Source organism: Arthrobacter sp. Soil763, assembly GCF_001428365.1.
Taxonomy (GTDB): domain Bacteria; phylum Actinomycetota; class Actinomycetes; order Actinomycetales; family Micrococcaceae; genus Arthrobacter.
In genome coordinates this window covers 58,856-78,404 of sequence record NZ_LMSH01000004.1, presented here as the reverse complement: position 1 = coordinate 78,404, position 19,549 = coordinate 58,856, and the positions used below count along the sequence as shown (strand labels likewise).

17 protein-coding genes are annotated in these 19,549 nt (G+C 69.6%); all 17 read right to left on the bottom strand.

Features of this window, described 5'->3' with window-relative positions; all coding sequences use genetic code 11:
* Positions 1-72: 72 nt before the first annotated feature.
* The 17 genes from ASG71_RS13460 to ASG71_RS13380 all read right to left on the bottom strand — a co-directional run bounded on the left by ASG71_RS13460 (position 73) and on the right by ASG71_RS13380 (position 19,396).
* On the bottom strand, positions 73-1,047 hold the full coding sequence (locus ASG71_RS13460) for an N-acetyltransferase (protein WP_056740149.1): 975 nt from the start codon (positions 1,045-1,047) through the stop codon (positions 73-75).
* Positions 1,048-1,135: 88 nt separating this feature from the next.
* On the bottom strand, positions 1,136-2,584 hold the full coding sequence (locus ASG71_RS13455) for an NAD(P)/FAD-dependent oxidoreductase (RefSeq protein ID WP_056740148.1): 1,449 nt from the start codon (positions 2,582-2,584) through the stop codon (positions 1,136-1,138).
* 34 nt (positions 2,585-2,618) lie between these two features.
* The gene (locus ASG71_RS13450; RefSeq protein WP_082575173.1) at positions 2,619-4,070 is read right to left on the bottom strand and encodes a S8 family serine peptidase; all 1,452 of its coding nucleotides are present in this window, start codon (positions 4,068-4,070) and stop codon (positions 2,619-2,621) included.
* 150 nt (positions 4,071-4,220) lie between these two features.
* Positions 4,221-5,168, bottom strand: a complete 948-nt coding sequence (locus ASG71_RS13445) for a Ppx/GppA phosphatase family protein (protein ID WP_056740146.1) — start codon at positions 5,166-5,168, stop codon at positions 4,221-4,223.
* On the bottom strand, positions 5,165-5,881 hold the full coding sequence (locus ASG71_RS13440) for a DUF501 domain-containing protein (protein ID WP_056740144.1): 717 nt from the start codon (positions 5,879-5,881) through the stop codon (positions 5,165-5,167). Before ASG71_RS13440 ends, ASG71_RS13445 begins: the two co-directional genes overlap by 4 nt.
* A gap of 81 nt (positions 5,882-5,962) precedes the next feature.
* A complete protein-coding gene (locus ASG71_RS13435; RefSeq protein ID WP_056740142.1) occupies positions 5,963-6,730 on the bottom strand; it encodes an FtsB family cell division protein in 768 nt (255 codons plus the stop codon).
* Between the two features lie 114 nt (positions 6,731-6,844).
* A complete protein-coding gene (gene eno / locus ASG71_RS13430) occupies positions 6,845-8,125 on the bottom strand; it encodes a phosphopyruvate hydratase (RefSeq protein ID WP_056740139.1) in 1,281 nt (426 codons plus the stop codon).
* A gap of 128 nt (positions 8,126-8,253) precedes the next feature.
* Positions 8,254-8,880 carry a MazG nucleotide pyrophosphohydrolase domain-containing protein gene (locus tag ASG71_RS13425; protein ID WP_082575228.1) on the bottom strand — a complete coding sequence of 209 codons (627 nt, stop codon included), beginning with the start codon at positions 8,878-8,880 and terminating at the stop codon, positions 8,254-8,256.
* Positions 8,881-8,956: 76 nt separating this feature from the next.
* A complete protein-coding gene (locus ASG71_RS13420) occupies positions 8,957-10,135 on the bottom strand; it encodes an adenosine deaminase (RefSeq protein WP_056740135.1) in 1,179 nt (392 codons plus the stop codon).
* Between the two features lie 64 nt (positions 10,136-10,199).
* Entirely contained in the window at positions 10,200-10,916 is a 717-nt protein-coding gene (locus ASG71_RS13415; protein ID WP_056740133.1) for a DedA family protein, read from the bottom strand.
* A 251-nt stretch (positions 10,917-11,167) separates the two neighbouring features.
* Complete coding sequence (locus ASG71_RS13410) at positions 11,168-11,818, bottom strand: DedA family protein (protein ID WP_056740131.1); 651 nt, start codon at positions 11,816-11,818, stop codon at positions 11,168-11,170.
* A 145-nt stretch (positions 11,819-11,963) separates the two neighbouring features.
* Positions 11,964-13,310: a thymidine phosphorylase gene (locus ASG71_RS13405; RefSeq protein WP_056740129.1), complete on the bottom strand. Its 1,347-nt coding sequence runs from the start codon at positions 13,308-13,310 to the stop codon at positions 11,964-11,966.
* Positions 13,307-13,741 carry a cytidine deaminase gene (locus ASG71_RS13400; protein ID WP_056740127.1) on the bottom strand — a complete coding sequence of 145 codons (435 nt, stop codon included), beginning with the start codon at positions 13,739-13,741 and terminating at the stop codon, positions 13,307-13,309. Before ASG71_RS13400 ends, ASG71_RS13405 begins: the two co-directional genes overlap by 4 nt.
* 2 nt (positions 13,742-13,743) lie before the next feature.
* Positions 13,744-15,078 (bottom strand): ABC transporter permease, encoded by a 1,335-nt coding sequence (locus ASG71_RS13395; RefSeq protein ID WP_056740125.1) that lies wholly within the window; start codon positions 15,076-15,078, stop codon positions 13,744-13,746.
* On the bottom strand, positions 15,075-16,517 hold the full coding sequence (locus ASG71_RS13390; RefSeq protein WP_056740123.1) for an ABC transporter permease: 1,443 nt from the start codon (positions 16,515-16,517) through the stop codon (positions 15,075-15,077). Before ASG71_RS13390 ends, ASG71_RS13395 begins: the two co-directional genes overlap by 4 nt.
* Positions 16,510-18,120 carry an ABC transporter ATP-binding protein gene (locus ASG71_RS13385; protein WP_056740121.1) on the bottom strand — a complete coding sequence of 537 codons (1,611 nt, stop codon included), beginning with the start codon at positions 18,118-18,120 and terminating at the stop codon, positions 16,510-16,512. Before ASG71_RS13385 ends, ASG71_RS13390 begins: the two co-directional genes overlap by 8 nt.
* A gap of 166 nt (positions 18,121-18,286) precedes the next feature.
* Positions 18,287-19,396, bottom strand: a complete 1,110-nt coding sequence (locus ASG71_RS13380; RefSeq protein WP_414826677.1) for a BMP family lipoprotein — start codon at positions 19,394-19,396, stop codon at positions 18,287-18,289.
* Positions 19,397-19,549: the final 153 nt, after the last annotated feature.

Sequence of the window (19,549 nt, the reverse complement as noted above, 5' to 3'; positions counted from 1 at the left end):
CCTGGCCGGGCGGCCCCTCACGGACGGTTCGACGGCGCGGCCCACACGGACGGCGCGGCCGGGCCGACGGCGTTAGGCCGACGGCGGCCCGTCGAAGGGCTGCGCGTACTGGAAGACCCCGCTCGCGCCGCCGGGCCAGAGCGCGAGCGGCAGGATCTGGAAGTGCTCACCCCAGGCAGGGTCCGGGGCCTGGACGCCGAGCGAGGTGGAGGGGACGAAGCCGAAGCGGGCGTAGTAGTCGGGGCTGCCGAGCAGGGCGATGCCGCGCTCCCCTGCGGCGTTCGCCCGGTCGATGGTTTCCTGCATCAGGGCCGAGCCGATGCCGTGCCGCTGCAGCCTGGGCAGCACGCCGATCGGGCCGAGGCCCAGGAGTTCCAGCTCGCCCGCCCGGCCGCGGGTGCTGATCACGTGCCCTACCAGCTCGCCGTCGAGCTCGGCGACGATGCTGAACTCCGGCAGGTACTCCGGGCAGTTGAAGAGCCGGCGCAGCAGCTCCACTTCCTCCGGCTCCCCCTCGACCCGCTCGCCGGTCACCGGCGAGATCGTGAACGCGGCCGCCGTGAGGGCCAGGAGCTCCGCCCGGTCCGCCGGCTCTTCGCTGCGCAGCACCAGGCGGGGCGCGGCAGGCTGCCCGGCGCCATTGGCGGAGCGGCTGCGGTCGGAGAGTTCGTGCAGCGCCTCCACGGCCCGCGCGGCGTCGGCCACCGGCACCAGCAAATGGTCGTGGTGGAACCCGGCGAGGACGTTGCAGCTGATTTTCGCTTCGGCGAGGGCGGCGCTGACGGCGGCGGTCAGACCGATGGCTTCCAGCGCCGAATGGACCTGCAGGGTGATCCAGGCCGCCACGTAGTCGTAATGCAGGCCCAGGGCGTCGGCGTCCGCCCGCGGCAGCACCACCGTCAGCCCCTCGGACTCCCGGACGGCGGCGGCGACGTGTCCGGCCAGTGGCTTGCCCTCCGGCCAGACGGCGTAGACGTACTCGCCCTCGCGGATCGTCGGCCGCATCGCCGCCAGCAGGGTGTTCAGGTCCTTTTCAGCGCCAGTCATGGCCCCAGTCTAGGCGGGCGGTCCGCGCCAACGACGACGGCGGCCGCTCCCCGAAGGGAACGGCCGCCGTCGTCGGTGGTGCAGGGTGCTACTTGGCGTCCACCTTGACCGGTTCCTTGGCGGGAGCCGCGGCCGGCTTGCCGGCCTCGGGAGCCGCGGCGGGCTTCGGGGCCGGGGTGGCCGCGGCCACGAAGGCTCCGCGGGGGTTGTCCAGGTCCATCAACTGGGTGGTGTCGCGGCCCAGGAAGAGCTGCCAGAACCAGCCGGTGATGACGCGGATCTTGCGCTCGAAGGTCGGCATGGCCAGGCCGTGGTAGCCGCGGTGCGCGAGCCAGGCCAGCGGGCCCTTGAGGCCAATGCGTCCGAGCAGGTTGATGTTCGCGACGCCCTTCCATTCGCCGAAGCCGGCGACGGCGCCCAGGTTCTTGTGCTTGTAGTCCTTGAGTTCCTTGTCCCAGCGGGAGGCCCACAGGTTCTTGGCAAGGCGCTTGGCCTGGCGCAGCGCGTGCTGGGCGTTCGGGACGCAGGTTCCGTCGGGCAGTCCGCCGCCCGAGAGGTCCGGAACGGCGGCGATGTCACCGGCGGCCCAGGCGTTCTCGACGATGCCCTCGTCACCGGCGATCCGCAGGTCCGGGAGGACCCGGACGCGGCCGCGCGGTTCGAGCGGGAAGTCGGTGGAGCGCACCATCGGGTTGGCCTGTACGCCGGCAGTCCAGACCAGGGTGTCGGACTCGAATTCCTGCGCCGGGGTCTTGTCCGGCAGGTTGATGAGCTTGAGGGAGCCCTCGGCGCTGTCCAGCGAGGTGTTCAGCAGCACCTCGATGCCACGGCTGCGCAGGTGTTCCACCACCCATTCGGCCTGCTGCGCGGTGACCTCGGGCATGATCCGGCCCATCGCCTCGACCAGGACGAAGCGGACTTCCTCCTGCGTGACGCGCGGGTTGTTCTTGACCGCGGCGCGGGCCAGGTCTTCCATTTCGGTGATGCATTCGATGCCGGCGAAGCCGCCGCCGACGACGACGAACGTCAGGGCACGGGCGCGCTCGGCCGGGTCGGTCATCAGCGAACCGGCTTCGATGCGTTCGAGCACGCTGTTGCGCAGCGCAACGGCTTCCTCGATGGTCTTCAGGCCGATGCCCTTGTCCGCGAGGCCCTTGATCGGGAAGGTGCGGGTGATGGCGCCGGCTGCCAGGACGACGTCGAAGTAGGGAACCTCGAAGTTCTGGCCGCCGTCGGTCGGGGCGACCACAGCCTTGCGGTTCTCGTGGTCGATCGACAGGACGCGGCCCTGGATCAGTTCGGTCTGCTTGAGGTGCTGGCGGTGCGAGACCACGGCGTGGCGTGCCTCGATGTTGCCGCCGGCCACTTCGGGGAGGAAGGGCTGGTAGGTCATGTAGGGCAGCGGATCAACGACGGTGACGATGCCACCGGCGTTAGCGATCTTCTTCTGCAGTTTGAGGGCTACGTACAGGCCGACGTACCCGCCGCCGACGACGAGTACCCTGGGACGGTCCTGGAGCTGAGGAGTGGATGCCATGGCTCAAGAATACCGCAGTTTGTGAAAACCTTCACTAACTGCCCGGTGTGGGACTTTTCGCCGTAACAGTGGTGTGTCCGGCTGCGGGGCCCGGTTCCGGCCCGTCCGTTCCGTTGGCTGCCGGACCGGGTGCCGGACCGTCCGCGCCGCCGTCCTCCGGGCCAGCTTCCGGGTCGCCGCCGGCCGGGCCCGCGGCCCCGCGGACCACCCGCCGGAGCTGGATGGCGGCGCCGGCGATGATGCAGACGAACAGGGCGCCGAAACCGAGGACGACCATGGCCGGGACCGCGCTGTCGGCCGGCGAGGGCGCCTGCGCGACCGGCACTGTGGCCTCGGGCAGTGTGGGCGCCGCGCTGGAGGGTGCGGGCGCGGGGGTGGCGGTACTGCCGACGGGGTTGCCCCGGCGGTGGACGCGGATCCAGTCGGAGATCGTTCCCAGCGGGTTGACCTTGGTTTCGGGCACGTCGTCCTTCAGCGCGGCTTCGGCATTGAGCACACCGTAGCCGTACAGCGGGTCCTTGCCGGGGGCTCCGGCGTCCTTGGCGGTGCTGACGATGCGGTTGATGACCTGGCTCGCGGGCATGTCCGGCCACTTGGACCGGATCAGGGCCGCGACGCCGGCGACGATCGGGGTGGCGCCCGAGGTGCCGGCCCATTCGGCGTAGCCGCCGCCAGGCAGCCCGCCGACCAGGTCCTCGGCCGGTGCGGCAACGCCGATGCTGATGCCCTGGGACGAGGAGTCGATACTCGCCACGCCCTTACGGTTCAGGCCGGCGACCGTCAGCACGCCCGGGATGGTGGCCGGGGCGCCGACCTGGATGTTGCCGCCCAGCCGGTTGCCGGCCGCGCAGACAATGACCACGTCCTTCTGCTCGGCATACAGGAAGGCCGCGTCCCAGCTTTGCGGCCATTCCGGCGAGGTGCTGCCGAGCGAGATGTTGATGACCTGGGCGCCGCTGTCCACGGCCCAGCGGACCGCCTCGGGAATCTGGTCCAGGTCGCTTTTACCGCCGGGGTTGGCCGAGCCCAGCCAGGTCGAAACGGAGAGGATCTGGGCCTCGGGCGCGACGCCGATGATCCCGTCAGGGCCGGTGGCGGACTTGGACTTCGACTTCTTCGGCTGGTGCCCGCGGCCGGCCAGCATGGTGGCGACCAGGGTGCCGTGCTCGGGGGTGCCGCCGATGCTCTTCTGCCCGTCGGCGGCCCCGGCGCCGGACACGTCGGTGCCGCCGGAGACCACGCCCTTGAGGTCGGGGTGTTTGCCGTCCACCCCGCTGTCGATGACGGCGACCTTGACGTTGGCGCCCTTGGACACCTCCCAGGCTTTCTTGATGCCGGATCCGGCCAGCCAGTATTCCTTGTCCCGGGTGCTGTCGGCGTGGGCTGCGGGCGCAGCGGGCAGGGAGCCCACCGCGAAGGTGCCGGTCAGGGCGAGGGCCATCAGCGCGGAGGCGGTCCGGCGGTACCGGGCTGTTGCTCTGGTCATTCGGGTCCAATCGGCGGTATGGCGTGGGAGCGGTCGGCAGGCGGCCCGGAGCCGGGTGAGGCGTGCCGGCAGGCCCCTGGCAGGAGTGCCGACGGAGTTCTCCCGTGGCGCCGCGGGGCGGCGCCGGAGACGCCCGGTGCGGGCGCAGGGTCAGCTGATGCTCAGGGCAATCCCGTCAAGAATATCGTGTTCGCTCGTCACGGCGGTCGCGATGCGGCCCTGCGTGACGTCGGCCAGGCGCTCCAGCACCCGCCGCCAGACGAGCCCGCCGGCACCGATCACGTCCACCCGTCCGGGATGCATGTAGGGCAGCGCGGCCCGTTCGTCCCGGCGCAGGTGCAGCAGTGAGGTGCAGGCCGCCCGGGCGGTGGCGAGGTCCAGTTCGGTGCCGTGGATGGCCGCGGCGGAGTATTCGTCCAGGCCCAGGGCGTGGGCGGTGATGGTGGTGACGGAGCCTGCGACGCCGACGACGGCGGTGGCGCGCTCGAGCGGGACCGTCTGCGCGGCCTCGCCGATGGCGGCGTCGACGTCGGCCTCGGCGGCGGCGATCTGCTCCGCCGTCGGCGGGTCCGTCCTGAGGTGCCGTTCGGTCATCCGGACGCAGCCGACGTCGACCGATTTCGCGGCGATCACGCCGTCCGCGTCGCCGAGGACGAATTCGGTGCTGCCGCCGCCAAGGTCCACGACGAGCACCGGGTCCTTGCCGCGGGAGGGCAGCACGCTGCTGGCCCCGGCGAAGGAGAGGGCCGCTTCCTCATCGCCGCTGATCACCTCGGGCTCGACGCCGAGCAGTCCGCGGACGCCGTCGATGAAGACCTGACGGTTGCTGGCATCCCGGGTGGCGGAGGTCGCGACGAAGCGTACCCGCTCGGCGCCGTGCCGGCGGATCAGTTCGGCGTAGTCGGCGGTGGCCGCCAGGGTGCGGTCCAACGCCTCCGGGGCGAACTCGCCGGTGGCGTCGACGCCCTGGCCCAGGCGGACCACCCGCATTTCGCGGACGATGTCCGTGAGCTTCGGGCTGTCCCCGCCGGCGTCGACGTCGGCAATGAGCAGGCGGATGGAGTTGGTGCCGCAGTCGATCGCGGCCACGCGGGTCACTGGCCGCTCCCTTTGGTGCCGGCGGCGCCGTCGGCTGCGCGGTTTTTCCGGACCGGCGCGGGCCGGCCGACGATCTCCGGCAGCCCCTGCGGGCCGTGCCGGCTCAGGTCCCGCGAGGGGGCTTCCCCGGCGGTGTCCCACGCGCCGTCGCAGTAGCAGCGGTCGCGGGTCCACCATTCGCTGATGCCGGCGATGGCCTCGTCGCCGAGCGGGTTGACGCCCGGTCCGGCGGCAAGGGAATGGCCGACGAGCACGTGCAGGCACTTGACCCGGGACGGCATCCCGCCGGCGGAGATCCCGTCGATTTCGGGTACGGCCCCGACGCCGGCGCGGGCGCCGATCTCGGCGCGGGCCTGCAGGTAGGCCTCGTGGGCGGCACGGTAGTCCGCCGCCAGCGCCGTGTCCGCGCCAAGCCGGTCGTTCATCGCGTTCATCAGCCCGTCCGCTTCCAGCCGCGAGACCGCGGAGGTGATGACCGGATGGGTCAGGTAGTAGGTGGTGGGAAACGGCGTGCCGTTGCTCAGCCGCGGCGAGGTGGCCGCGACCAGGGGGTTGCCGCAGACGCAGCGGGCCGGGATTTCGACGACGTCGCGCACCGGCCGGCCCAGCTGGCGGCTGAGCACGTCCAGGTCGCGGGCCGACGGCTGGCGGGACTCCCCTGTTGTCGGGCCGGACCCCGCCTCGGCGGGCTTCACGGTACGGGGGTCATCCATTCGGTTCTCGTCCACTGGCGCGGCACCTTCCTGCCCTGTTGGGACTGCCGGGGCGCGGCAGTCCGGCGGCGGGCGCCGCTCCTAGTCTGTGGCCGACCGCCGGATGGAGTCCCAGAGGGAATCCACCCAGGGCAGGTTGGCCGGGTCCTGTGCTGAGCCGGCTGCGGCGCCGGCACCGGAGGTGGCGGCGGGCAGATCGCTGCCGTAAACCCAGTAGCCGGTCTCGCCGGGCATAACCATGTTAATCCGGTCGCGCGCCTGCTGCTTGACGTAGTTGGGGTCCTGCCAGCGCGAGACCTGCCGTTTCAGGTCCGTCTGCTGGGCCTGCCGGGCCTCGATATCGGCCTGCAACTCGGCGATCTCGGCCCGTTTCTCGACGAAGATCCGGACCGTGGGGGCCAGCATGATGGTGATGGCGATCATGACCAGGCCAAGAGCCAGCAACCGTCCGGAGAACGCTTTGGCCGGGACCGGGTCCAGCTCGTCGGCGGTCCCGGGTTCCGCCGGGGCGGCGGTGGCTGTGCCGGCGCGGGGGCCGGACGCGGCTCCGGACGCCCCGGGGGCGGTGCTGAAAGCCCCAGCGGAGCCGGCGACGGCGCGGGCGGCGCCGTGCGGGGCGGCAGCTGGCCGGCCGGGCGTCCGGGCGGGCGGTTCGGCACCACGGGGTCCGCCGTCGTGGCCGGCGCTGTGTCCGCCGTCGTGGGTCGGGCCTGCTGCGCCGGGGGCGTGCCGCGGGGCGCCGAAATCGGCACGGATCACGTCGCCGCCGGCGGGGTCCGCGTGCTGGGGGTCCGCAGCCTTCGGGGTCCCGGCAGCGGCCCGGGGGACCTTGGGACGACGGGTTGCCATGTCACTCCTTCAAACTGACCACAAAGGACCGGCCAAAAAGAGAGCCGGCCAAAAAAGAGAACCGGTGGCCATGGTTCTTCCACCATAGCCACCGGTTCCGGGTTTTCGCAGGTACTAGCCCTTGAAACGCGGGAACGCGCTGCGCCCGGCGTAGCGTGCGGCGTCGTCGAGTTCCTCTTCGATGCGGAGCAGCTGGTTGTACTTGGCGACGCGCTCGGAGCGTGCCGGGGCGCCGGTCTTGATCTGGCCGGCGTTGGTGGCCACCGCGATGTCGGCGATGGTCGTGTCCTCGGTCTCGCCGGAGCGGTGCGAGGTGATGGTGGTGTACCCGTTGCGCTGGGCCAGGGACACTGCGTCGAGCGTTTCGGTCAGGGAACCGATCTGGTTGACCTTGACCAGCAGCGAGTTGGCGGTCGTGGCATCGATGCCGGTCTGCAGGCGCTCCGGGTTGGTGACGAACAGGTCGTCGCCCACGATCTGGACCTTGTCGCCGATCGTGTCGGTCAGGGTCTTCCAGCCGTCCCAGTCGTTCTCGTCCAGCGGGTCTTCGATGGAGACCAGCGGGTAGTCGGCGACGAGTTCGGCGTAGTAGGCGCTCATCTCGGCGGAGCTCAGGGACTTGCCCTCGAACTGGTAGGCGCCGTCCTTGAAGAACTCGGAGGAGGCGACGTCCAGGGCCAGCGCCACGTCCTTGCCCGGGGTGTAGCCGGCGTTCTTGATCGCTTCCTGGATCAGGTCCAGCGCCGCTCGGTTGGAGGGCAGGTTCGGGGCGAAGCCGCCCTCGTCGCCGAGGCCGGTGGCCAGGCCCTTGGACTGCAGCACGGCCTTGAGCGCGTGGTAGACCTCCACGCCCCAGCGCAGGCCCTCGGAGAAGGTCTCGGCGCCGAGCGGGACAACCATGAATTCCTGGATGTCGACGTCGGAGTCGGCGTGCGAGCCGCCGTTGAGGATGTTCATCAGCGGCACCGGCAGGACGTGCGCGTTCGGGCCGCCCAGGTACTTGTAGAGCGGCAGGTCGGCGGAGGCGGCCGCGGCGTTGGCGACGGCCAGGGAGACGCCCAGGATGGCGTTGGCGCCGAGCTTGCTCTTGTTGGCGGTGCCGTCCAGGTCGATCATGGCCTGGTCGATGCTGCGCTGGTCGGTGGCGTCGAAGCCGATCAGGGCCGGGGCAATCTGGTCGATGACGGCGTCGACGGCCTTCTGGACGCCCTTGCCGAGGTAGCGGCCCTTGTCGCCGTCACGGAGTTCCACGGCTTCGTGCTCGCCGGTGGACGCGCCGGAGGGGACTGCTGCGCGGCCGATCTGGCCGTCCGAGAGCAGGACTTCAACTTCTACGGTCGGGTTGCCGCGGGAATCGAGGATCTCGCGGGCGTGGATGGCATCGATAAGCGCCATGAATATGCTCCTTTGGGTGAAGCGGTCTGCTGGGATTCTGACAGCTGGGAAGTAAGCGGTGGATCAAGCTAAAAACCGACGTCCTCGTCGCCCCTAGCCTAGTCGAGAGTGGGCTAAGTTACGGAAAGCTATCCAGCGTCCGGACGCGGTCCGGGCGCGGCGCCGGACGCCGCATCGATGAACCGGCGGTTCGCAGCGCGGAGGGCGCGTTCGGCGTCGAGCCCGGCGCGGCGGGCCTCCGCGACGATGCCGAACAGCAGGTCGCCCAGCTCCTCCTCGGTCGCCGGGGCGGCCGGGATAGCCGGGGCGGCGGCCCCGGGCGGCGCCGGGTCCGGCGCGAGCCCGGCGCGGTCCGCCCGGTCCAGCAGCTTCTGCGCCCGGGCAAGCGCCGGCAGCGCGGCCGGGACGCCCTCGAAGGCGTGGGCCCTTCCGGGCTTTTCGGCCTTCTTGACGGTGTCCCAGGTCTGCACGATCTCCTCCACCGTGGCCGGGAAGGAGTCCTGCAGGGAGCCGTCGGCGCGGAAGACGTGCGGATTGCGGCGGATCATCTTCCCCCGCAGGCCGCGGGCGACGTCGTCGAAGTCGAAGGCGCCGCGCTCCTCGGCGAGCCGGGCGTGCAATACCACCTGCAGCAGCACGTCACCGAGTTCCGCCCGCAGCTCGGCGTCGCCACCGCCGGCTTCGATGGTTTCCGCGACCTCGTAGGCCTCCTCGAGGAGGTACTCCACGAGGGATTCGTGGCTGAGGGCGCCCATCCACGGGCAGTGGACGCGCAGCTCGGCGATGGTTCGCACCAAGTCCCCGAGCGGCGCGTCCACAGGGTTGGAGTCTTTAGCCAAGGTCGGCGTAGGCCTCGTTGATGTATTCGACCAGGGCTTCCTTCTCCTCCAGGGGCAGGAAGGCGGCCTCGGCTGCGTTCAGGGTCAGCTCCAGCAGGTCGTCCAGGTCGTAGTCGAACGTCTCCACGAGCAGTTCGAACTCGTCGGTGAGGCTCACGCCGCTCATCAGCCGGTTGTCGGTGTTGATCGTGACGTTGAAGCCCAGCTGGTAGAGCATGTCCACCGGGTGGCTTTCGATGCCCTCGCCGAAGCCGGCGATCGCGCCGGTCTGCAGGTTTGAGGACGGGCAGATTTCCAGGGCGATGCCGCGGTCACGGACCCAGGAGGAGAGTTCGCCGAGGGTGACCAGGCCGATGTTGTCGTCGACCTCGTCGCTGTCTGCGTTGATATCGGAGACATCGCTGCCGGCGTCGTCGGCTTCCTCGAACTCGACGCTGACGTCCTCGGCGATCCGCACGCCGTGGCCGAGGCGCAGCGCGCGGCCGTCCACCAGGGCGGACTGGATGCTCTCCAGGCCGGCGGCTTCACCGGCGTGGATGGTGGCCGGGAAGTTGTGCTCGGCCAGGTAGGTGAAGGCGTCCTTGAAGCGCGAGGGCAGGAAGCCGTCCTCGGCGCCGGCGATGTCGAAGCCGACCGCACCCTTGTAGCGGTGGCGGACGGCCAGCTCGGCGATCTCCTGGCCGCGGTCCGCGTGGCGCATGGCCGTGATCAGCTGGCCGACCTGGATCTCCCGGCCGGTTTCGGAGACGGCGTCGACGCCGGCCTCGAGCCCGGCCTGGACGGCCTCGACAACCTCGTCCAGGCTCAGTCCCTGCTGGAGGTGCTGCTCCGGCGCCCAGCGCACCTCACCGTAGACGACGCCGTCGTCCGCGAGGTCCTCGACGAACTCCTTGGCGACCCGGAACAGGCCTTCCTTGGTCTGCATGACGGCGATGGTGTGGTCGAACGTTTCAAGGTAGCGGACCAGCGAGCCGGAGTCGGCGGATTCGCGGAACCACTCCCCCAGCGCAACCGGGTCGGTGGAGGGAAGGGTGTGGCCGACTTTCTCGGCAAGTTCGATGATGGTGGCCGGACGCAGTCCGCCGTCCAGGTGGTCGTGAAGGGAAACCTTGGGAAGGCCCTTCAGGTCGAATTCGAGGTCAGGGGCAGCGTCAAGAATAGTCTCAGTCACGGTTCCCACCTTAGGGTCGGACGGGCCCAGGCGCTACTCGCCGCCGGCGCCGTTGGCAGCGGCCCTATTTGCGGGCGGCGTCGGACTGCACCGGGCCGGCTGCGAGCACGGGAGTGGCCGGCGACGCGGCGGCGCGGGCCCCGCCGTCGCGCTCCCCGTCAGCCGGCTCGTCGTGCCGGGCCAGGCGTTTGTGCCACCAGCGCAGCACGTGGTCCACCAGCACGCCCAGGACGATGGCGAAGACGACGGCGATCCCGGCGCTCAGCAGCGGGTTGTGGTGCAGCCACGGGAAGGAGCTGGCCAGGAGGCCGATGCCGATCGAGTAGAGGACCCAGGTGACGCAGGCGAACGCGTCCAGGAAGAAGAACGTGCGGTGCGGGAAACCGGTGGTGCCGGCAACGTAGTTCACGGCCACCCGGCCCCAGGGGATGTACCGTGCGGTGAAGATCAGGACGGCGCCCCGCTTTTCCAGCTCGTACCGGGCCCAGGCGAAGACCCGCTGGACCTTGGGCTTGCGCATCCAGCGGAAGCGTTCCAGGCCGATGCGCCGGCCGAGCATGTAGGCCATGTTGTCGCCGGCGATGGCGCCGATAAGGGCGGTGAGCCCGAGGATCCAGAGGTTGGGCTGCCCGCTGTGGCGGGAGTACGCGGCGAGGGCCACGATCAGCGTCTCGCTGGGGACCACCATGGCGAAGCCGTCGATGAAGAAGAACACCAGCAGCAGGGGGTAAATCCACCATTGGCCGGCTGCATGGAGGACGGCCTCATTAATGAACTCCACGCGGGCTGTGCTCCTAGAAACTGGACGGGCGGAAAGGACCAGGGGCGGACAAGAACGTCACGGCACCAACGTGACGTGAATCGCACCTAAGTGTCCCATGCGCAGGGCGTCCCGCGCTACGCGTTTGGGCATCAAATCGGACCGCAGTGCCAGGCGGTTCCGGCTGTGTTCCGGGACTGGTCCGGGACGTCGGCCGGGCGGGCTTCGGCGCCTGCGCCGGGCGTCTGGGGCGCGCGCTAGGGGCGGCCGGCCTAGCCGTCGGCCGGCGGCGCGGCCTGGCCGGGCGCGTCAGGGCGCAGGCGCGCGGGCGAGCTGCCGCGCAACCTGCTCAGGACAATGTCGACGGCGATGCCGAGCAGGACCGCGCAGATGATCGCGATGGTCGCCCCCAGCAGGTGGTTGTCCTCGAACCACTGGCCGAAGAACAGGCCGATGCCCACCGAGTAGCCGGACCACAGGGCCGCGGACAGCACCGTCAGGCCCACGAAGCGGGCGTGCGGGTAATTGGTGGCCCCGGCGGTGAGGTTGACGGCCACCCGGCCGATCGGCACAAAGCGCGCCACCATGATCAACGACGCCGGACGTTTGCGCAGTTCGCCGCCGGCCCAGAGGAAGGCGCGTTGCATCCGGTGGTTGCGCATCCAGGCCCAGCGGCTGGTACCGGTGGCGCGGCCGATCAGGTAGGCAATGTTGTCCCCGGCGAAGGCCCCGGCGGCCGCGGCCAGCATCAGGACCAGCGCGTTGGGGACGTCGGCGGTGGCGGCGACGGCGGCCAGGCCTACCACGACGGATTCGCTGGGTACCGGCGGGAAGAACCCGTCGATCAGGCAGCAGGCAAACACCAGCAGCAGGACCCACGGTTGGCCTGCGGCTGCCAGGATGAAGTCGTTGATAGCCTGCACGGTTTCCTAACGCACGGCGGCGCCCGGTTTCTCCCGGACTGCTGTGGTGCCAGTGTACTGCCCGGCCCCGTCCCGGTTGCTCTCTCACTTATGGTCCCTAACCCGGGGGTTTAAGGACCGAAAGTGAGAGAGCAACCGGCGGGTGCTAGGCGATCCGGTCGATGATGAGCTGCTGGGCCGGGCGGGATCCCTCCGGGGCGATCACCGCGGCGTGCTCGAGGGCTTCCTTCGCCCGGTCGAACTTCTCCGGGGTGTCGGTCAGCAGGGTCATCAGCGGCTCTCCGGCGCGGACCGTGGCACCCGGCTTGGCGTGCATCCGCACCCCGGCGCCGGCCTGGACCTGGTCCTCCTTGCGGGCACGCCCGGCGCCGAGGCGCCACGCCGCGACGCCGACGGCCATCGCGTCGAGCTCCACCAGCACGCCGTCGGCCGGCGCGTAGATGGTTTCGGATTCCTTGGCGACCGGCAGCTTCGCGCGGGGGTCGCCGCCCTGGGCCTCGATCATCCGGTTCCAGACGTCCATGGCCCGGCCGTCGCGGAGCGCGGCGCGCGGGTCGGCGTCGTGGACGCCGGCGCAGGCCAGCATCTCTTCGGCCAGCCGGACGGTGAGTTCGACGACGTCTTCCGGACCGCCGCCGGCGAGCACCTCGACGGATTCCTCAACTTCGATCGCATTGCCCGCGGTCAGCCCGAGCGGGGTGTTCATGTTGGTCAGCAGCGCGACGGTGTTGACGCCGGCGTCCTTGCCCAGGGCCACCATGGTCTCGGCGAGCTCCCGGGCCCGGGCCTCGTCCTTCATGAACGCGCCGCTGCCGACCTTGACGTCCAGGACCAGCGAGCCGGTGCCCTCGGCGATCTTCTTACTCATGATCGAGGAGGCGATCAGGGGGATGGCCTCGACCGTGCCGGTGACGTCGCGCAGCGCGTAGAGCTTCTTGTCCGCCGGTGCCAGGCCAGCGCCGGCGGCGCAGATGACCGCGCCGACGTCCTGCAGCTGGGCCAGCATTTCCTCGTTGCTCAGGTCCGCGCGCCAGCCCGGGATGGCCTCCAGCTTGTCCAGGGTGCCGCCGGTGTGGCCCAGGCCGCGGCCGGACAGCTGCGGGACGGCGACGCCGAACACGGCCACCAGGGGTGCCAGCGGCAGGGTGATCTTGTCCCCCACGCCGCCGGTGGAGTGCTTGTCCGAGGTGGCCTTCACGCCGCCGTCGGGCCGGCGCAGGCTGGAGAAGTCCATCCGCTCGCCGGAGGCGATCATCGCCGCGGTCCAGCGGGAGATCTCTTCACGGTTCATCCCGTTGAGCAGGATCGCCATGTTCAGGGCGGCCATCTGCTCGTCGGCGATCGCGCCGCGGGTGTACGCGTCGATCGTCCAGTCGATCTGGGCGGCGCTGAGGACGCCCTTGTCCCGCTTGGTGCGGATGATGTCGACGGCGTCAAACGCTTCAGCGTTGCTTGCAGCGTTCCCGCCGGTGGTGCTGGTGGTCTGGCTCACCGGGTTTCCTCCAGGTGTTGGGGACCAAATGCATCGGGAAGCACCTGGTCCATCGTCTTGATGCCCTGTGTGGTCATGAGTTCCATGTCCGGGGCCCGGAATTCGTACAGAAGCTGGCGGCAGCGACCGCACGGCATCAGCACGGTCCCGTCCGCGTCCACGCAGTAAAAGGCGCGCAGCAGGCCGCCGCCGCTCATGTGCAGGTTGCCCACCAGCGCGCACTCAGCGCACAGGGTCAGCCCGTAGCTGGCGTTTTCGACGTTGCAGCCGCTGACGATCCGGCCATCCGCGGTGAGCGCGGCCGCCCCCACCGGGAACTTCGAGTACGGGGCGTAGGCGTTGCGCATTGCGGCCACGGCCGCGGCTTCCAGGGCCGCCCAGTCGACGCCGGAACCTGCACCGGCGTCGGACGGGGCTACGTTCTGTGCCATGCTCAGCCCTTCACGTAGGGGATGCCGCTGGCGGCCGGCGGCCGCGAGCGTCCCACGAGTCCGGCGACGGCGAGGACCGTCACGAGGTAGGGCAGCATGGCCATGAACTGGCTCGGCACCGGGGTGCCGATGATGGTCACGATGCTCTGCAGGTTGTCGGCGAAGCCGAAGAGCAGGGCGGCGAAGAACGCGCCGATCGGGTTCCAGCGGCCGAAGATCAGCGCGGCCAGGGCGATGAAGCCGCGGCCGCCGGAGATCTCCTTGGTAAAGCTGTCGATCGCGACGAGGGTGAAGAAGGACCCGCCGATGCCGGCGATCGCCCCGCCCAGGGTGACGTTCCAGAAGCGGGTGGCGTTGACCTTGATGCCCATGGTGTCGGCGGCCTGGGGGTGTTCACCGACGGCGCGGACGCGCAGGCCCCACTTGGTCTTGAACAGGCCGACCCAGACGACGATCACGGCGATGTACATCAGGTAGCCGATCAGGGACTGCTTGAACAGGATCGGCCCGATCAGCGGAATGTCGCCCAGGATCGGGATGGTGATCGGGTCCAGGTGTGCCGGGGAGTTGAACTTGTCCTTGTCCGCCTGCATCACCGTGCTGAAGAGGAAGCCGGTGACGCCGGAGACGAGGACGTTGAGCACGACGCCGACGATGATCTGGTTGACCACGTACTTGATGCTGAACAGGGCCAGCACCATGGACACCAGAGCACCGGCGACGGCGGCCGCGAGCAGCCCGAGGAAGGGGTTGTGCGTGAGCGTGGCGATGATCGCCGCCGTGAAGGCGCCGCCGAGCAGCTGGCCTTCGATGGCGATGTTGACGACGCCGACCCGCTCGCAGAGCACGCCGGAGAGGGAGCCGAACACCAGCGGAACGGCGAGGGTCACCGACCCGGCGATGAGGCCGGCGAGGGAGATGTTGGTGGTGCGGGCGCCGCCGACCACCCAGATCAGGAACGCGGCGACGAACAGGACGATGAAGAGGACCGGGACCCAGCCCGGGGCCTTGCGGTCCCGGGTCTTGAGCACGACGGAGTAGGCGGCCAGCGCCAGCATGAGCACCGAGAGCACGATACCGCCGATGAACGCGTTGACCTCGAGGGCCGGCAGCTGGAAGAAGTCGCTGCCGGTGGAGATGCCGAATTTGGCCGTCTGGTGCGGGCCCATCAGGCCGAAGAAGATGAACGCCACGACACCGAGCACGCCCAGGGTGACGGGGACCTTCCAGGTGACGGGTTTGGCCGTCACGGCGGTCCGCTGGCCCGCGGCTGTCGGGGTTTCGCTGGGGGCAGGCTGCGGCTGGCCCGGCTGGGGCGAGGTTGCTGTTGTGCTCATGCTGCTGCTCCGGTGGTTGCTGCCTTCTTGGACGTGGTGGCCTTCTTCTTGCGCGGGTTCAGGCCGAAGACCGCGCGGACCAGCGGTGGGGCCGCGATGAAGAGCACGATCAGCGACTGGACCACGAGCACGATGTCGATCGGGGTGCCGGTCTGGATCTGCATCTGGACGGCGCCGGCGCGGAAGGCGCCGAACAGCAGGCCGGCGGCGAAGGTGCCCCACGGCGTCGAACGTCCCAGCAGCGCGACGGTGATGGCGTCGAAGCCGTAGGTGGCTGCAACGCCGTCGGTGAGGACCTTCTCGGTGCCGGCCACCTGCGCGACGCCGGACATGCCGGCGAGGGCGCCGGCGATCGCCATCACCAGGATGGTGGCGCGCGGTACGTTGATGCCTGCGGTCAGCGCGGCCTTCGGGTTGGCGCCGACGGCGCGGAACTCGAAGCCGATGGTGGAGCGGTTCAGCACCCACCAGACGAAGACCGTGGCGGCGATTGCCAGCAGGAAGCCCAGGTGCAGCCGGTACTGGCTGCCGAGGATCTGCGGGTAGACGGCGTTGGGGTCCAGGATCGGCGAGATCGGGTTCGTTTCGCCGGGACGCTGGAACGCCGGGGTGTTCAGCAGGTAGCGCAGGAAGTACAGCGCGATGTAGTTGAACATGATGGTCAGGATGACCTCGTGGGCTCCGGTGCGAGCCTTGAGGAAGCCGACCAGCCCGGCCCAGAGGGCGCCGCCGACGACGCCGGCGACGAGGACCAGCAGCAGGTGCAGGCCGACCGGCAGGTGCAGGGCGAAGCCGACCCAGGCGGCGAGGATGCCGGACATGATGATCTGGCCCTGCGCGCCGATGTTGAAGAGACCGGCGCGGAAAGCCAGGGCCACACCCAGGCCGGCGGTGATCAGCGGGGTGGCGATGGTGAGGGTTTCCATCAGCGGGGCGAACTGCCCGGCCGCACCGCTGCCGCGGGGGTTGAAGACCGCGCCCTGGAAGAGCGCCACGTAGGAGCGGGTGGCGGCGGACCAGACGGCGCTGAAGAAGTCGCTGGGCCGGGCGAACAGGTAGCCCGCGGAGGTGCTGACGGCCTTGTCCGTGCTGGCGATCAGCAGGCCGCCGAGGATCAGGGCGAGCAGCACGGCCAGGACGGAAACCATGCCGCTGCCGGTGAAGATCTTGCGCATCAGGGAGTCCGGGCCGCCCGGGACGGTGCCGCTCTGGCCCGAGACCGGGACGGCGGAGGGGCGCATGGCCCCGCCGGCGGTGTCGAGCGAGGTGGCGGTGGCCGCGTCGGCGGCCTGGAGCTCGGCGTCGGCGGCGTCCTGGGTTTGGGTTGCCGGGGTTTCGTTGCCCGGGGTTGCCGGGGTTGCCGGGGTTTCGGCCGGGGTTGCCGGGGTTTCGGCCGGGTCCGGCTCAGCCGCGTGGCGGGGCTGGCGTGATTCAGTCATGGTGCTCTCCTACGGCGCCGGAGCTGGTCTCCTGCGCGGGCTGGGCGGCGGGCGCCGGGGCGGCGGCCGCTGCCGCCGGGGTCTTGGTGTCGGGGTTCGCGTCCTCGGGCGGCAGGCCGGCCATCATCAGGCCCAGGACGTCACGCCCGGTGCCGGCCGGGACGATGCCGACGAGCCTGCCCTTGTACAGCACGGCAATCCGGTCCGCGAGTTCGATCACTTCGTCGAGCTCGGTGGAGACGATCATCACCGGGGTGCCGTGGTCGCGCTCGGCCACGATCCGCTTGTGCAGGAACTCGATGGATCCGACGTCGACGCCGCGGGTGGGCTGGGAGGCGATGAAGAGGCGCAGCGGGCGCGAGAGTTCCCGCGCCATGACGACCTTCTGCTGGTTTCCGCCGGAGAGCGTGCCGGCCGCGAGCGAGCCGGAGGGGGTGCGCACGTCGAACTCGTCGATCCGGGTCTTCGCGTTTTCCAGCACCTTGGCCGGGCTCATGCTGATGCCCTTGGCGAACGGCTCCTGGTCGTAGCGGTCCAGGATCAGGTTTTCGGCGATCGAGAAGGTCCCAATCAGCCCGTCCACCGACCGGTCCTCGGGCACGAAGCCGACGCCGGCCTTGAGCACGTCCTTGACGCTGCGGCCCAGGAGCTCCTCGCCGTCGAGCAGGATCGAGCCGTGGACCCGGTCCTGCAGGCCGAGGATGGCTTCGGTGAGCTCGGTCTGGCCGTTGCCCTGGACGCCGGCGACGGCGAGGATCTCGCCGCGGGCGATGTCGAAGCTGATGCCGTCCACGACGTGCTGGCCGCTGGGCGCGATCACCGTGAGGTCCTTGACTTCGAAGGTGGTTTCCTGCGGCGTGGCGGGGGCCTTGTCCAGGGTCAGGCTGACGGCCCGTCCCACCATCATCGAGGCGAGTTCCGTCGTCGAGGCCTCCGGGCTGGCCGTGCCGACAACCTTGCCGCGCCGGATCACCGTGATGGTGTCCGAGACGGCCTTGACCTCGCGCAGCTTGTGCGAGATGAACACGATCGAGGTGCCGTGGCTCTTGAGCTGGCGCATGATGTCCAGCAGCTCGTCCGTGTCCTGCGGGGTCAGCACCGCGGTGGGCTCGTCCAGGATCAGCACCTTGGCGTCGCGGACCAGGGCCTTGATGATCTCCACACGCTGCTGGACACCGACCGGCAGGTCCTCGATCAGGGCGTCAGGGTCGACGTCGAACCCGTACCGGTCGGAGATCTCCTTGATCTTCCGGCGGGTGTCGTCGAGGTTGAGGAAGCCGCCGGCCTTGGTGGTTTCCGCTCCCAGCGCCACGTTCTCCGCCACGGTGAAGACCGGGACGAGCATGAAGTGCTGGTGCACCATGCCGATCCCTGCCGCCATGGCGTCGCCGGGGCCGCGGAAGCTGACCGGCTTGTCGTCGATGAGGATCTCGCCCTCGGTGGGTTCGTAGAGCCCGTACAGGACGTTCATCAGCGTGGACTTGCCGGCGCCGTTCTCGCCCAGCAGGCAGTGGATCTGCCCGGGTTCAACGACCACATCAATGTGGTCGTTGGCTACCAGGGAGCCGAAGCGTTTGGTGATCCCCTTGAGTTCAAGTTTCAAAACTCTGACCAATCTCGAAGTATGTCCGGGGCACGGCCCGGACGGGGTGATGGGGCTGCAGCACCAGCCTAGTGCCTGCGCTTCCGGCGCAGGCGGGGCCGCAACGAAAAGCGCCACAGCCCGTGCGGTCGGGGACCGTCCGGGCCGTGGCGCTTAGCGGCGGAAGTTAGGCCTTCGGGCTGGCTGCGGATTCAACCTTCAGCTTGCCGTCGGCGATGTCCTTCTTGATCTGGTCCAGTTCGGACTTCAGTTCGGCCGGAACCTGGGAATCCAGGTCGTGGAACGGAGCCAGCTGCACGCCGTCGTTCGCGAGGGTGCCGACGTACGGGGCGTTGGTGAACTTGCCGTCCTTGTCTTCCTTCACGACGGTCTCCACGGCCTCGCCCATCTGCTTCATGACAGAGGAGAGCATGATGTCCTTGTAGTCCGGGGCGGTGAGGAAGCCGTCGGAGTCAACCCAGATGAGCTTGACGTCCTTGCCGGCCGCCTTCGCTTCCTTCAGGGCCGCGCCGGCGCCCTTGCCGACCGGGCCGGCGACGGGCATGACGATGTCCGCGCCCTGGTCCAGGAAGTTCTGGGTGAACTGCTTGCCCTTGTCCTGCTTCTCGAAGTCACCGGTGAAGGAGCCGTCCTGCTTGGCCTTGTCCCAGCCAAGAACCTTGACGTTCTTGCCCTTCTTCTCGTTGTAGTACTTCACGCCGTCGGCGTAGCCGTCCATGAAGATGGTGACGGTGGGGATCTTGATGCCGCCGAAGGTGGCGACGGTGCCGGTCTTGGTGGTTCCGGCGGCCAGGTAGCCGGCCAGGAACGCGGCCTGGGCCGTGTCGTAGATGATCGGCTTGACGTTGGCGATCGGCTTGTCGTAACCGAAGTCGATGATCGCGAAGTGCTTGTCCGGGTTGGCGGTGGCCTGGGCCTTGGTGGCGTCGCCGAGCAGGAAGCCGACCGTGACGGTCAGGTCGCAGCCGGCGGTGACCATGGCGCGGAGGTTCGGCTCGAAGTCGTTGTTGGTCTTCGACTCGACCTGGTTGACCTTGATGCCCAGGTCCTTTTCAGCCTTCTTCAGGCCCTCGTAGGAGGACTGGTTGAACGACTGGTCATCGAATCCACCGGAGTCGGAGACGATGCAGCCGGTGTAGTCGCTGGCAGTGGCGCTGGCGCTGCTGCTGGCGGTCGGGGCAGCACCGCAGCCGGTGAGCAGCAGGGCGGCCGCACCCGCGGTGGCGACACCGGCCATTGAACCGCGCTTGAAGGTTGCGCGCAGGGAGTTCTTCAAAGTTCCTCCAGGAAGAAAGTGATAGGCGCTACGACGGGAGTTCAATGAGTGTCTGCTTCCGGTTTTCCCCCGAAACACTGTTGTCACTGACGGATTCGCAGCACTGCGCCGAGGCGCACTGATGGAAGTTACTTTAGTGTCCTGCGCCACGTC

Excerpts from the sequence above, each read along its gene's own strand:
- ASG71_RS13460 (WP_056740149.1), bottom strand. The coding sequence starts at position 1,047 with ATGACTGGCGCTGAAAAGGACCTGAACACCCTGCTGGCGGCGATGCGG.
- ASG71_RS13455 (WP_056740148.1), bottom strand. The coding sequence starts at position 2,584 with ATGGCATCCACTCCTCAGCTCCAGGACCGTCCCAGGGTACTCGTCGTC.
- ASG71_RS13450 (WP_082575173.1), bottom strand. The coding sequence starts at position 4,070 with ATGACCAGAGCAACAGCCCGGTACCGCCGGACCGCCTCCGCGCTGATG.
- ASG71_RS13440 (WP_056740144.1), bottom strand. The coding sequence starts at position 5,881 with ATGGATGACCCCCGTACCGTGAAGCCCGCCGAGGCGGGGTCCGGCCCG.
- ASG71_RS13435 (WP_056740142.1), bottom strand. The coding sequence starts at position 6,730 with ATGGCAACCCGTCGTCCCAAGGTCCCCCGGGCCGCTGCCGGGACCCCG.
- eno (WP_056740139.1), bottom strand. The coding sequence starts at position 8,125 with ATGGCGCTTATCGATGCCATCCACGCCCGCGAGATCCTCGATTCCCGC.
- ASG71_RS13425 (WP_082575228.1), bottom strand. The coding sequence starts at position 8,880 with ATGGGCGCCCTCAGCCACGAATCCCTCGTGGAGTACCTCCTCGAGGAG.
- ASG71_RS13400 (WP_056740127.1), bottom strand. The coding sequence starts at position 13,741 with ATGGCACAGAACGTAGCCCCGTCCGACGCCGGTGCAGGTTCCGGCGTC.
- ASG71_RS13395 (WP_056740125.1), bottom strand. The coding sequence starts at position 15,078 with ATGAGCACAACAGCAACCTCGCCCCAGCCGGGCCAGCCGCAGCCTGCC.
- ASG71_RS13390 (WP_056740123.1), bottom strand. The coding sequence starts at position 16,517 with ATGACTGAATCACGCCAGCCCCGCCACGCGGCTGAGCCGGACCCGGCC.